This window comes from Yersinia massiliensis CCUG 53443 (assembly GCF_000312485.1).
Taxonomy (GTDB): Bacteria; Pseudomonadota; Gammaproteobacteria; order Enterobacterales; family Enterobacteriaceae; genus Yersinia; species Yersinia massiliensis.
In genome coordinates this window covers 272,084-286,631 of sequence record NZ_HE997643.1, presented here as the reverse complement: position 1 = coordinate 286,631, position 14,548 = coordinate 272,084, and the positions used below count along the sequence as shown (strand labels likewise).

Genomic DNA, 14,548 nt, shown 5'->3' with positions numbered 1-14,548 from the left:
CGCTAATCAGATAAATCCCTTCGACCCGCATTTCGCTTTGTGATAGAAACGTCAGTCTATATTGATCGTTCTTTACTGATCGTTTACTCCAATCACAGATTCTAATACGTCATGAGCAGCGAAATACGCCAACAGTCCGCCAATCAACAGTCGATCAATCAACAGCCGATCGACCCACAATTGGTCAGCCAGCCATTAGTCAACCAACAACCAGAACATCGACAAACGATGCAGCCTGGTGTTCCACAGCAAATCTCGACTCGATTGGCATTCTTCATCGCCGGATTAGGTATGGCTGCTTGGGCACCTTTGGTGCCATTTGCTAAGGAGCGTATCGATCTTAATGACGCGTCGTTGGGCTTACTGCTGCTGTGTATTGGCGTTGGATCGATGATGGCAATGCCTCTAACGGGTGTACTTACTGCAAAATGGGGATGCCGAGCCGTGATTTTACTGGCGGGGGCGATATTGTGCCTCGATCTTCCCTTGCTCGCGCTGATGAGTACCCCACTCACGATGGCCTTGGCGTTGTTAGTTTTTGGGGCGGCAATGGGTATCATCGATGTCGCGATGAATATTCAGGCGGTGATCGTTGAGAAAGCCAGTGGCCGCGCGATGATGTCAGGTTTCCATGGGCTATTTAGTGTCGGCGGCATTGCCGGTGCAGGTGGTGTCAGCGCGTTGCTGTGGCTAGGCCTTACGCCACTGATGGCAATATTAGTGGCTGTAGCATTAATGATAATCCTGTTGCTAAGCGCCAATAAAAACCTGTTACAAGGCAGTGGTGACCCTCATGATGGCCCACTGTTTGTTTGGCCACGTGGTTGGGTCATGTTTATCGGATTTTTATGTTTTGTGATGTTTCTAGCGGAAGGCTCAATGCTGGACTGGAGTGCTGTTTTCCTGACGACATTACGGGGTATGGAAACCGCGCAAGCTGGCATGGGCTATGCTGTATTTGCGATCGCCATGACACTGGGTCGCTTAAATGGTGACCGAATAGTGAATGCCTTGGGCCGATATAAGGTATTATTCGGGGGCAGTCTGTGTGCTGCGATAGGGATTATCACCGCAATCAGTGTTGATAGCAGCATTGCCGCGATTATTGGTTTTATGCTCGTGGGATTAGGTGCATCAAATGTGGTGCCTATTTTGTTCACGGCAGCAGGTAACCAAACCGTAATGCCAGCCAATCTGGCGGTGGCATCCATTACCACCATCGGTTATGCCGGTATACTTGCTGGCCCCGCAGTGATTGGTTTTGTTGCACAACTGAGTAGTTTATCGGTCGCTTTTGGCTGTGTGGCACTGTTATTACTGGCCGTCACTGCCAGTGCCCGAGCCGTCACGCGCTAACCCAGGAATATGCCGTCTCTTTATGCAAAATAACTCGCCATCTACCCATTCAGCTAAGATAACGCGCTACTTCTGGCTGTTTATCGTATTACTGCTCATCACCTTTGGGCTGTATGGTTATAACTATACCAATGCTTATCTGACAGAAAAGAAACATGCATTAACTTATATCGCCAGTGGTTTGCAGCAACGTATCGATGATTATCGCTATCACACTTATCAGCTCTATGATTTAGCGAATAATCCAGAATTGGCTGAGAAGGTGATTCTTTCAGCGCAAGAAGTCCGCCTACGCCCCGATATTTACTATATCGAGAAGCCACGCAGAAAAACGGATACCGTCATTTTTGGTAACCACGAACAAGCCACTCTGGTAACAGCGCTAGCGATGTCAGACTATCTTGATAGCCATTGGGGGTCACAAAATGACACTTACTCAATGTATTATCTCAACGGTCAAGACAATAGCCTGACATTGGTCACCACTCAAGCACTCAAAGAAGTCACGTCACGATTTAAAGAAAGTTACCTGACAGTGGCGGCAGAATCACGCCGAGCAGAAATGTTGCAACAGGCGAATACCTTAGATGAACGTGAGAGTTTCTCACCGCTACGCAAATTACGTTTCCAGAACGCCTACTATTTCACGCTACGGACCACCTTTAATCACCCAGGCCATTTAGCAACGGTTATCGCGTTTGATCTGCCCATTAATGACTTAATTCCCCCCAATATGGCGCGTTCTAACTTCCTGCTGCAAAAGGACAAAACACCCATTAATGAAGGTATGGCTCCTGAAGATATTGTCGCCGCCAGCGTGGAGCTCAATGGCTATTGGGTCGAATTTTCTGCACCATTGGCAAATGCCACACTGAAAATTGTTTACCGTGTCCCCATTAACCAATTAGCCATGGACTTACTGAAAAACAACTTCTGGTTGATTCTCAGCAATATATTATTGCTGGTGTTAGCCGTGCTGGGCATCTATTTTGTTCGTCGTCAGTATGTTCGCCCTAGCGCTGATATTGTTGAGAAATTAGAAACACAGAAATCACTGAGCCAAGAAATTATCACTAGCCTCCCGCAAGGATTATTGGTCTATAACTTCAGCAACAACACGATCATCGCCAGTAATCAAATTGCAGATAATTTGATGCCACACCTTAATTTGCAAAAAATTGCGCATATGGCTGAACAACACCATGGTGTGATTCAAGGCACGGTCAATAACGAAGTGTATGAAATCCGTATGTTCCGCAGCCAAATTTCACCGGAAACCTACCTCTTCCTGCTTCATGATCAGGATAAAGAGGTCTTAGTGAATAAAAAGCTGCAACAGGCAAGGCGCGAATATGACAAGAGTCTGCAAGCCAGAAAACTGATGTTGCATAATTTAGGCATTGAGCTGAATCAGCCTGTTAATACACTGAATCAAATTGCTCATACGTTACGAAGCACGACTGACTCACAGCAGCAGCAAGCACTGACAGCCCAATTGATTACACAATCTGATGCCATTATCGAATTGATTGATAACATAACCCTGCTCACACGACTGGAAACGCAAGATTGGCAGCCAGAGCAACATACATTCTCTCTTTCTGCATTAATCGACGCCCTGCTGTTAGAAATACTACCCGCAATAAATCAGAAAGGATTAACGCTCTTTAATCACTACAGTGCCGATATTGATCAGAATTACACTGGTGATGAGAATGTATTACGTAAAATAATTTCGCTGTTACTCCATTATTCCATCATCACGACTGATTACGGTAAAATTACACTCAATGTTAGCCACGAACCAGAGCACCCTGAACAACTGATTATTCAGATAACGGATACAGGTGTCGGTATATCGGATGAAGAGATCAGTAATCTAAATTATCCTTTCCTCAGCCAAACACTGGTCGATAGATACAATCACGGCTCTGGGCTGACGTTCTTTTTATGTAACCAGTTATGTAGGAAGTTAAACGGCCAATTAGAGATTCGCAGTAAAATCGATATAGGTACACGTTATACCATCCGCGTAACGATGGCTGTCGATAATTCGCAGGAAGAAGAGCAAGAGAAATTATTAGATGGCGTTACCGCATTATTAGATATCACCTCAGAGGAAGTCCGTTCGATCATCACCACATTATTGAGTTCATTTGGTGCTAGCTGTATTATTGCGGATGATCGCCTACCGGGTAGAGATTACGACGTTACCTTAACGGATAATTCACAACATTATGAAAATTATACTTTATTATTGACATCAGACGAAATTGGCTTACAACAGTTGCAGGATAATTATATCCGGGTAAATTATAATTTAGGTAGCGCAGTCATTGATGCAATATTATTATTAATCGAACAACGGATTTTATCAGATGAATCTCTGGAAGAGCCTGATACTATTGCTGAAGATGATATAAGTGTCTATGAGCAACAACTAAAATCCAGCGACTATTATTCCTTATTCGTTGAGACAGTACCGGTAGATCTGAAGAAACTGTATACTGAAGTTCAGCAACGTGATTTCATATCACTTTCGCAGACTGCACATCGATTGAAAGGCGTATTTGCTATGTTGAATCTGGTACTCGGCAAGCAGCTATGTGAAACATTAGAACAGCATATCGCAGATGGCGATCGGTTGAAGATCGAAAATAGCATCAGTCAAATTGATTCTTTCGTCACCAGACTGTTGCAGCAAGGTAACCCATAAACATGAACAACCTTAATGTAATTATTGCTGATGACCATCCAATTGTTTTGTTTGGCATCCGAAAGTCACTGGAACAAATTGAATGGGTCAACGTTGTTGGGGAATTTGAAGACTCAACATCACTGATTAACAATTTGTCTAAGCTTGATGCCAACGTGTTAATTACCGACCTTTCCATGCCTGGAGACAAGTATGGTGATGGCATCACACTGATAAAATATATAAAACGTCATTATCCTGATTTAGCCATAATTGTTCTCACCATGAATAATAACCCCGCTATTCTCAGTTCCGTGTTGGACTTAGATATTGATGGGATTGTCTTAAAGCAAGGTGCACCGGCTGATTTACCTAAGGCATTGGCCGCATTACAGAAAGGGAAGAAATTTACCCCTGAAAGTGTTGCTAAATTGCTTGAGAAGATCAGTGCTAATGGGTACGGTGATAAACGTTTATCGCCTAAAGAAAGTGAAGTATTGCGGTTATTTGCTGAAGGTTTCTTGGTGACCGAGATAGCGAGAAAACTGAATCGTAGTATTAAAACTATCAGTAGCCAGAAGAAATCAGCGATGCTGAAACTGGGCGTCGATAATGATATCGCCCTGTTAAACTATCTTTCATCTGTCACCATCAGTCAGGTTAATAAAGAAGAATAGTTTTCCTAAACCCAGTATTGCTCGCAGTACTGGGTTCATTTATTTCCCCTCACCTATTCATTCGGGTTATTAATTAATCTTTTTCATTCCTAATATTATCCCCATGAGCATACTCATGTATGTGATTCGGGTGAGCGACCGCCGATAACACCGCTGTAGCGCCAAGGACGAAGGGGTTAGCATCAGCACTATCACTCTTAATTTATAACCAACTAAAGTTATAACCCAAAGTCATTGCCGTTACAGCAAGGCAGCAAGCGAGTGAATCCCGATGAGCTTACTTATGTAAGTGATTCGGGTGAGCGAGCGCCGCTAACACCGCTGTAGCGTCAAGGACGAAGGGTTTAGCGTGAGCGCCGGACCTTATCACCGTAATACTGCATCATCTGCCGCAATGTATCTAGAGTAACAGGCTTAGATAAGCAGTTATCCATACCGGCTTCAAGGCAACGCTGCTTACTTTCCGCTAATGCATTTGCAGTAACGCCGATAACAGGGAAATGTTGATTCAACTGCCTTATACGCTGAGTGAGTCGATAGCCATCCATATTCGGCATATTGACGTCAGTTAGCACGATATCGATGTGATTACCACTTAGCACTGCTAAAGCATCCAACCCATCGTTCGCGGTCATGACCTGATAACCTAATGCAGTGAGTTGATCAGCCAGTAATCGACGATTGATTGGGTGATCATCCACCACCAGAATATGCATATCCGCATTATCATCCTGACTGGCTTTCGATACGGGTAACTGCAATGTTGTATTTTCGGCTACTTGGCGAGCTTCCAACAAAATGCGGTCCAGTAGTGGAATAATTTCGAGCAGCGTAGAGGTGCTCAGCAACCAATAACCAGGGCGTGTCTCTTGTGGTAAGCCGATATGTTCGATGGATAGTTGAATCCATGTCGATGAGGGTGCGCTAATTTGTGGTAAATAATCGCAAACAAGCACTTGATTGCCCAAAGGCTCATCAAGGCTGTAACGCCGCGCTGTTGCACCAAAATGGCCCAGTAAATCAAATAGATATTGCTCTAAGCGCGCATTACGAATATCCAACCATACTGTTTTTCCTTGCCAACGATCACTCTGCGGCAACAGGGTACTATTGGCTTGGGAGTGATTCTCGGCTAGATAGAGGGGAAGTCGAAAAGCAAAAATACTGCCCATCCCCAGTTCAGAAATCACTTCAACATCCCCGTCCATCAAGTTGATCAGTTTCTCACAGATAGCTAAACCTAAACCGGTCCCTTGGAAGTGACGCTGCACACCGGTACCGCTCTGGAAGAAGGGATCAAAAAGCTGATTTATCTCGCGTGAATTAATCCCTACGCCTGTATCTCGAACCCTGAATTCCAAATAATCGCCGCGCACCCGCACTTGCAGGATAATGCAGCCGGTATCGGTAAATTTAATCGCGTTATTCAGTAAGTTAGAAATAACTTGCTGCAGGCGAACAGGATCGCCCATCATCATTCGTGGCACATTCGGCTCAATAAAGCAGTACAATCCTAATTGTTTTTTAACCACCAAAGGGAGGTAATTGGCAGAGATATGCGTTATCACTTCGACGGTAGAAAATTCACTTGGCTCAATTTTCAGTTGTTCAGATTCAATTTTAGAGAAGTCGAGTATGTCACTGATAATTTTCAGTAATAGGCCGGAGGAGTTATTCATCGCCGTCACCAAGCGTTCCACTCCGTGGGGAAGTTCTTTGGTTTGCAATAAATCGAGGTTACCAATGATCCCATACAAAGGAGTGCGTAATTCATGGCTAACCGTGGCCAAAAACATCGATTTTGATTGGCTGGCCTGCTCTGCTGCTGCGGCCATTTCTTGCAGTGACTCTTCCATTTTGACGCGTGAACTGACATCCACTAGTACACAAATGGCAACATCTTCGTTGCGGTAGCGAGAATGAACAAAACTAATCTGCAGGTTATTATTATTACTGGTCATCACATCGACAAAATTTGCCTGCTGCTCACAGATTATTCGCGTAATACGTTCTCGGTCCTCGTTCGTTAGCAAATTAATATAATTATGCGCTAACTCATTACTCAGAATATTGGTTCCATCACTGATACGCAGGATAGATATTCCCACTGGAGCGGAGGCGACAATTTTACGGTTGAACTGCTCATGCTCTTCCAGCCTCAAGGCGTTATCTTCCGCCGGATGAAACATTTTCCGCTCAAACAGCCAAGCCAAAGTGAAAATCACCACTGCAGAAAGAATGTTTAGCAGTATTGCATTGAAAATCAATAGTTTGATTGTTTCTATTATTGTTTTGACGGGTAAAGAATAAGTGATGCTTAGCGTAGAAGGCAGCAAATTCTTTTTCAAAATCAGATCATTATAATCATCAACATAACCAAAATAGGAGGAACTATCTGGATAATTATCCAGCATTGAAGCGTGGCGTTCACCCGTGACCAACTGCAAGACCGGCGCATTGTCCTGGTCCAGCAAAGTCACACCAATCGGTAGCGGCCCCGAGGAGATAAAATCTTCTAGGCGAATAGTTTGCTCAGTGCCAATAAATGCTTCTAACTTGCTGCCCACATATAACGGGCTAAAAACATACAATGTGCCAATTTCTGGGCGAACTCCTGGGACCACCCAATAAAATGCGTCATCCTTGTCTTGATTGTCTGCATCCTTATAGCTTAAAACATGTTCATTCATTGACTTAAGTAGATTTTCTTGATCCATTGGTGTGTTACGAATATCGAAATCCACCATGCACAATGTGTCACTGCCAATAAAGAAAATGCGGTTCAGGTCATATGCAGCGGCAAAATTTTCTTTCCAAAACAGGATAAGGTTACTGAGCGAGCTTAATGACGAGTAACGAGATGAACTGAGTGCCGCACAATCGGCATCTGGATTGAGGGGATAAAATTTTGGGGCTGTTTTATTTTTGACAAACGCGCCCGACGCAATATCACTGCTCGCAGAATCCTGCTTTAACTTGTTTTCCGCCATATATTTAATATCACGGATAGTGTCCGACGAGTGCCTGAAGAAGCTCTGTGCCAGTTCAAAGTTAGTATTATATTCTTGACGAATATCAGATTTCTTCTCATTCAAAATGTTCAGGAGATAAAACGTCGTCAGTAATGCGCCCAGCGACCATAGCATGATAGCCAATACCCGAAAGAGGTAGCGGGAGATTTTTAGTGTCGTGCGAAATGAAGAAAGATATTTCAAACTGATACCTGGTCGAGCATCGCCGGAGAGGCTGCGTGGTTGACAGAATACACTACCCATAACACATAAAAAAGCCAGCACGATGGCTGGCTTTTGTTTTCATACTTTTACACGTTATACGTTGTCATCTTCAGCGTCGGCATCAGAATCATCTTCTGGCGCGTTAGGCGTGGTGTTTTCATCACCGCCCTCTTCACCTTCCAAGGATTCGCCCTCAAGGATATCATCATCCTCTTCAGGTTCTGCGACACGTTGCAGACCGACCACATGCTCATCCTCCGCAGTACGGATAAGCGTCACACCTTGGGTATTACGACCCACAATGCTCACTTCCGACACGCGGGTACGAACCAAGGTACCAGCATCAGTAATCATCATGATTTGATCGGTTGGTGCAACCTGAACGGCACCGACAACTTTACCATTACGCTCACTGACTTTAATGGAGATAACCCCCTGAGTCGCACGTGACTTAGTTGGATATTCTTCCACCGCAGTACGTTTGCCATAACCGTTTTCAGTCACGGTCAAGATTTCGCCATCACCACGAGGGATAATCAGAGAGATAACTCGATCATCGCCATTGAGGTTGATACCACGTACACCGGTTGCGGTACGGCCCATCGAACGAACCTGCGTTTCTGGGAAGCGAACCACTTTACCCAATGCAGAGAACAGCATGACTTCGTTGCTGCCATCCGTCAGGTCCACGCCAATCAGCTCATCGCCTTCATTCAGATTGACGGCAATAATGCCGGCACTGCGTGGGCGACTGAACTCGGTCAACGCGGTTTTCTTCACTGTACCACTGGCGGTTGCCATAAAGATGTGGCGACCTTCTTCATATTCCCGCACTGGCAGAATCGCGGTGATACGCTCATTCGGTTCAAGCGGCAATAAGTTGACGATCGGGCGACCACGCGCGCCACGGCTGGCTTCCGGCAACTGATAGACCTTCATCCAATAGAGACGGCCACGGCTGGAGAAGCACAAAATAGTATCGTGGGTGTTGGCCACCAGCAGACGATCAATGAAGTCTTCTTCTTTGATACGTGCAGCCGATTTACCTTTACCACCACGGCGCTGAGCTTCGTAATCTGTCAACGGTTGATATTTGACGTAACCTTGATGAGATAACGTCACAACCACATCTTCCTGATTAATCAGATCTTCGATGTTGATATCGGAGGTATTGGCGGTTATTTCAGTACGACGTGCATCGTTATACTGCTCTTTAATCGCCACTAGCTCTTCGCGGATCACTTCCATCAAGCGCTCTGGGTTTTCCAGAATAAAGATCAATTCACCAATTAAGGTCAGCAGTTCTTTATACTCATCCAGCAGTTTTTCATGCTCTAGGCCGGTCAGTTTCTGCAAACGCAGATCCAAAATTGCCTGAGCTTGCTGCTCGGTGAGGTAATACTTGCCATCGCGAATACCGAATTCTGCTTCTAGCCACTCTGGGCGAGCGGCGTCATTACCGGCACGTTCCAACATGGCCGCAACGTTACCTAACTCCCACGGGCTGGCAATCAAGCCCGCTTTGGCTTCCGCAGGCGTTGCTGCACGGCGAATCAATTCGATAATTGGATCGATGTTAGCCAATGCAATCGCTAGTGCTTCAAGGATATGCGCACGGTCACGTGCTTTACGCAGTTCAAAAATAGTCCTACGTGTTACCACTTCGCGGCGGTGGCGCACAAAGGCAACCAAAATGTCCTTCAGGTTAAGCAATTTAGGCTGCCCTTGAGACAGAGCCACCATATTGATACCGAAAGTCACCTGCAATTGTGTCAGCGAATAGAGGTTGTTAAGCACCACTTCACCAACCGCATCACGTTTGATTTCAATCACGATACGCATGCCGTCTTTATCCGACTCATCACGTAACGCGCTGATGCCTTCAACACGTTTTTCTTTTACTAGCTCGGCGATTTTTTCAATCAACCGCGCCTTATTCACCTGATACGGAATTTCGTGAACAATGATAGTTTCACGGCCCGTTTTTGCATCAGCTTCGACTTCAGCACGGGCACGGATATACACCTTGCCACGGCCAGTACGATAGGCCTCTTCGATACCGCGACGACCATTGATAATCGCAGCAGTGGGGAAGTCTGGCCCAGGGATATACTCCATCAGCCCTTCGATGCTGATGTTTTCATCTTCGATGTAAGCCAAACAGCCATCAATAACCTCAGAAAGGTTATGTGGCGGAATATTGGTTGCCATCCCGACGGCAATACCTGACGAACCATTCACCAACAGGTTAGGGATACGCGTAGGCATAACGGCAGGGATCTGCTCAGTGCCATCATAGTTTGGCACGTAGTCGACGGTTTCTTTTTCTAAATCCGCTAACAATTCGTGAGCAATTTTAGACATACGGATTTCGGTATAACGCATCGCTGCGGCGGAGTCGCCATCAACGGAACCGAAGTTACCCTGCCCATCCACCAGCATATAGCGCAGTGAAAACGGCTGGGCCATACGCACGATTGTGTCGTAGACCGCGCTGTCACCATGCGGGTGATATTTACCGATAACGTCCCCAACTACACGGGCCGATTTTTTGTATGGTTTATTCCAGTCATTGCCCAGTACATTCATCGCGAACAGTACGCGACGGTGAACCGGCTTCAGTCCATCCCGGACATCTGGTAAAGCACGTCCGACAATAACGGACATCGCATAATCCAGATAGGAGCTTTTCAGCTCTTCCTCGATGTTGACCGGTGTTATTTCTCTGGCAAGGTCGCTCATTGAGCCGCTATCCCTCTACTAATTACCGGATTTAAAGGTACGAAACTATATCACAAAACCCAAATTTTGGCGAAACTACATTACGCTAACGACAATCTCCCCGACTCTCGGGACAAACTGCGCGACACCTCAGTCATAGACACAAAACTGCCCCTATTGATAGGGAACATGTATAATCCGCGCAAAGAAACAGAACAGTGAGAATTCTTCATGCGTGCAGAGACCCCGACTCCTCATCATAATGTCGACGAGCAAGAAATCGCTAAATTTGAAGCTGTTGCTTCCCGCTGGTGGGATTTGGAAGGTGAGTTTAAACCTCTCCATCGTATTAATCCCCTGCGTCTGGACTATATTTTGCAGCGCTCCGGCGGCATCTTCGGTAAGAACGTATTAGACGTCGGTTGCGGTGGCGGTATTCTGGCGGAAAGCATGGCACATGAAGGCGCAAACGTCACAGGGCTGGATATGGGCTATGAACCCCTGCAAGTGGCCCGCCTGCATGCGCTGGAAACGGGCACCAAACTGGATTATGTGCAGGAAACGGTGGAACAACACGCACAAAAACACCCGCAACATTACGATGTAGTAACCTGCATGGAAATGCTCGAGCACGTGCCTGATCCGGCTTCCGTTATCCGTGCCTGCGCGCAATTGGTCAAACCGGGTGGTCATGTGTTCTTTTCAACCATTAATCGTAATACCAAATCTTGGTTGATGGCTGTTGTCGGCGCGGAATATGTTCTGAAAATGGTGCCGAAAGGCACTCATGATTCGAAAAAGTTTATTCGCCCATCAGAACTCATCGGCTGGGTGGATAAAACCTCATTGCTGGAACGCCACATTATCGGGTTGCACTACAATCCGCTGACAGACCACTTTAAGCTGGGTCGTAACGTCGATGTCAACTACATGGTACATACTCAGCGAGACAGTCAGTAATTGACCTTCATCATTGGCGTTCTTACGCCAAATCGCAGCGCCAATGATGTTTGTCCCATGGCCCAAATACGGCCCCATGAGTGACGTTAAGGTGTACCCATTTATGACTTTATACATCGTCAAGCATAAAATCGGGCAGAAACGGTTTTTTTAAGCAATAAAAGCGATAAGTAATACTGTTTTTTTCTAATGTTTAATAAACCGTCAAACGATCAAATTTTTAAGATTTTCAGTAAAATCTTATCCCCTAGATCACAGGGAGGTAAGCACCAGTCATGGCGCAGGCTGAGAGCATTTCGTAACAATTCACCCCCAAGTTATCCACACAATTATCCGATCTTGTTCACTTGCTAAAAGATACAATACTCACTATCTTGTTATCTAACCAACACCCACCCCCTATATATTGTGTTTACATACTGAACAATGACACTACTCGCTGTCTGATAATTCAGCGCGCTATTGGCATGGTTAACAGGATATGAACGCATGGAAGGTAAAAGATCACATGAACCAAAGTCTACTTGTTACTAAACGTGATGGCAGCAAAGAGCGCATCAATCTGGATAAAATCCACCGCGTCATCGACTGGGCTGCGGAAGGTTTGCATAACGTCTCAGTATCTCAAGTAGAATTGCGTTCGCACATTCAGTTTTATGATGGCATTAAAACGGCCGATATCCATGAAACCATCATCAAAGCCGCAGCAGATCTGATCTCCCGTGACGCGCCAGATTATCAATATTTAGCCGCGCGTCTGGCGATTTTCCATCTGCGTAAAAAAGCCTACGGCCAGTTTGAACCACCAAAACTCTTCGCCCATGTGTCGAAGATGGTGGAAATGGGTAAATACGACAAACATCTGCTGGAAGATTACACCGCAGACGATTTCGAACAGATGGACACTTTCATCGACCATTGGCGCGATATGAACTTCTCTTATGCTGCGGTTAAGCAGTTGGAAGGCAAATATCTGGTGCAGAACCGTGTCAGCGGTGAGATCTATGAAAGTGCCCAATTCCTGTACATGCTGGTTTCTGCTTGCCTCTTCTCAGGCTACCCACGCGAAACACGCATGGATTACATCAAACGTTTCTATGATGCCATTTCGACGTTTAAAATTTCGCTGCCAACGCCCATTATGTCTGGCGTTCGTACCCCTACCCGCCAGTTCAGTTCTTGCGTGTTGATTGAGTGCGGTGACAGTCTGGATTCTATCAATGCTACGTCCAGCGCCATTGTGAAATATGTGTCACAACGTGCCGGTATCGGTATCAATGCAGGCCGTATCCGCGCACTGGGTAGCCCAATTCGTGGTGGTGAAGCCTTCCATACTGGCTGTATCCCGTTTTACAAACACTTCCAAACGGCGGTAAAATCCTGCTCTCAAGGCGGCGTGCGTGGTGGTGCAGCGACATTATTCTACCCAATGTGGCATTTAGAAGTTGAAAGCTTACTGGTGCTGAAAAACAACCGTGGTGTTGAAGGCAACCGCGTGCGTCATATGGATTACGGCGTACAAATCAACAAACTGATGTATCAGCGTTTGGTGAAAGGTGAAGATATCACCCTGTTCAGCCCATCCGATGTTCCGGGGCTATATGACGCGTTCTTCGCCGATCAGGATGAATTCGAGCGCCTTTATGTCAAATATGAGCAAGACAGCAACATCCGTAAGCAACGTGTCAAAGCGGTTGAGCTTTTCTCTCTGATGATGCAAGAGCGCGCCTCCACTGGCCGCATCTATATTCAGAATGTGGATCACTGCAACACACATAGCCCATTTGATCCGAAGATTGCGCCGGTACGCCAGTCAAACCTGTGTTTGGAAATTGCCTTGCCAACAAAACCGTTGAACGACATCAACGACGAGAACGGCGAAATCGCACTCTGCACATTGTCAGCTTTCAACTTAGGTGCCATCGATAGCCTAGATGATTTAGAAGACTTGGCGGTACTGGCCGTTCGCGCGCTGGATGCATTGCTCGACTATCAAGATTACCCTATCGCAGCAGCCAAACGTGGTGCCATGGGCCGCCGTACCTTGGGTATCGGCGTGATTAACTTTGCTTACTACCTGGCGAAGAATGGCGTGCGTTACTCTGATGGCAGCGCAAATAACCTGACTCACCGCACTTTTGAAGCGATTCAATACTACTTATTGAAAGCCTCAAACGCGCTGGCCCGTGAGCAAGGGGCTTGCCAGTGGTTTAACGAAACCACTTACTCACAGGGTATTCTGCCGATCGATACCTACAAAAAAGATTTGGATACCATCAGCGACGAACCTTTGCATTACGACTGGGAAACGCTGCGTAAAGACATTCAGACTCATGGTCTACGTAACTCCACGCTGTCTGCATTGATGCCATCTGAGACTTCATCGCAAATCTCCAATGCCACCAACGGCATTGAGCCACCGCGTGGTTATGTCAGCATCAAAGCGTCCAAAGATGGTATTCTGCGTCAGGTTGTCCCTGAGTATGAGCGCCTGAAAGAGGCTTACGAATTACTGTGGGATATGCCGAATAACGACGGCTACCTGCAACTGGTCGGCTTGATGCAGAAATTCGTTGATCAGGCGATTTCAGCGAATACCAATTACGATCCAACCCGCTTCCCATCCGGTAAAGTACCGATGAAGCAGTTGTTGAAAGACTTGCTGACCACCTATAAGTTTGGCGTCAAAACCCTTTACTATCAAAACACCCGTGACGGTGCTGATGATGTGCAGGAAGATATTCAAAGCCAGCCGGGTGACGACGACTGCGAAGGCGGTGCATGTAAGATCTGATTTAGCATTTTGGCCATTCTCCGGCGTGAGGCGTTTCAATACGCCACCCGCCGGAGGATGATTCATTTTGATTTTTATCCCTTCTTACTGGGTATGGCAGATTATCTAT

At 46.1% G+C, this 14,548-nt stretch carries 7 protein-coding genes; 5 read left to right on the top strand and 2 right to left on the bottom strand.

Annotated elements, in window-relative coordinates:
* Positions 1-228 precede the first annotated feature (228 nt).
* The 3 genes from BN68_RS01420 to rcsB are packed head-to-tail and all read left to right on the top strand — an operon-like array spanning position 229 to position 4,728.
* Positions 229-1,356 (top strand): MFS transporter, encoded by a 1,128-nt coding sequence (locus tag BN68_RS01420; RefSeq protein ID WP_042806469.1) that lies wholly within the window; start codon positions 229-231, stop codon positions 1,354-1,356.
* 22 nt (positions 1,357-1,378) lie between these two features.
* Entirely contained in the window at positions 1,379-4,072 is a 2,694-nt protein-coding gene (rcsD, locus tag BN68_RS01415) for a phosphotransferase RcsD (RefSeq protein ID WP_019209365.1), read from the top strand.
* Between the two features lie 2 nt (positions 4,073-4,074).
* A complete protein-coding gene (gene rcsB, locus BN68_RS01410) occupies positions 4,075-4,728 on the top strand; it encodes a response regulator transcription factor RcsB (protein WP_019209364.1) in 654 nt (217 codons plus the stop codon).
* Positions 4,729-5,072: 344 nt separating this feature from the next.
* On the opposite strand, the gene rcsC is transcribed toward rcsB, so the two are convergent.
* Together rcsC and gyrA are read right to left on the bottom strand one after the other, a co-directional pair.
* Complete coding sequence (gene rcsC / locus BN68_RS01405) at positions 5,073-7,943, bottom strand: two-component system sensor histidine kinase RcsC (RefSeq protein WP_042806468.1); 2,871 nt, start codon at positions 7,941-7,943, stop codon at positions 5,073-5,075.
* A 114-nt stretch (positions 7,944-8,057) separates the two neighbouring features.
* The gene (gyrA, locus tag BN68_RS01400) at positions 8,058-10,706 is read right to left on the bottom strand and encodes a DNA topoisomerase (ATP-hydrolyzing) subunit A (RefSeq protein WP_019209362.1); all 2,649 of its coding nucleotides are present in this window, start codon (positions 10,704-10,706) and stop codon (positions 8,058-8,060) included.
* 210 nt (positions 10,707-10,916) lie between these two features.
* Here gyrA and ubiG point away from each other — a divergent pair, with 210 nt between their 5' ends.
* Together ubiG and nrdA are read left to right on the top strand one after the other, a co-directional pair.
* On the top strand, positions 10,917-11,645 hold the full coding sequence (gene ubiG, locus BN68_RS01395; protein ID WP_019209361.1) for a bifunctional 2-polyprenyl-6-hydroxyphenol methylase/3-demethylubiquinol 3-O-methyltransferase UbiG: 729 nt from the start codon (positions 10,917-10,919) through the stop codon (positions 11,643-11,645).
* A gap of 508 nt (positions 11,646-12,153) precedes the next feature.
* Entirely contained in the window at positions 12,154-14,439 is a 2,286-nt protein-coding gene (gene nrdA / locus BN68_RS01390) for a class 1a ribonucleoside-diphosphate reductase subunit alpha (protein WP_019209360.1), read from the top strand.
* The last annotated feature ends 109 nt before the right edge of the window (positions 14,440-14,548 follow it).

What these genes read in the sequence shown, in the direction of transcription:
- BN68_RS01420 (WP_042806469.1), top strand. Translation starts at nt 229, where the DNA reads ATGCAGCCTGGTGTTCCACAGCAAATCTCGACTCGATTGGCATTCTTC.
- rcsD (WP_019209365.1), top strand. Translation starts at nt 1,379, where the DNA reads ATGCAAAATAACTCGCCATCTACCCATTCAGCTAAGATAACGCGCTAC.
- rcsB (WP_019209364.1), top strand. Translation starts at nt 4,075, where the DNA reads ATGAACAACCTTAATGTAATTATTGCTGATGACCATCCAATTGTTTTG.
- gyrA (WP_019209362.1), bottom strand. Translation starts at nt 10,706, where the DNA reads ATGAGCGACCTTGCCAGAGAAATAACACCGGTCAACATCGAGGAAGAG.
- ubiG (WP_019209361.1), top strand. Translation starts at nt 10,917, where the DNA reads ATGCGTGCAGAGACCCCGACTCCTCATCATAATGTCGACGAGCAAGAA.
- nrdA (WP_019209360.1), top strand. Translation starts at nt 12,154, where the DNA reads ATGAACCAAAGTCTACTTGTTACTAAACGTGATGGCAGCAAAGAGCGC.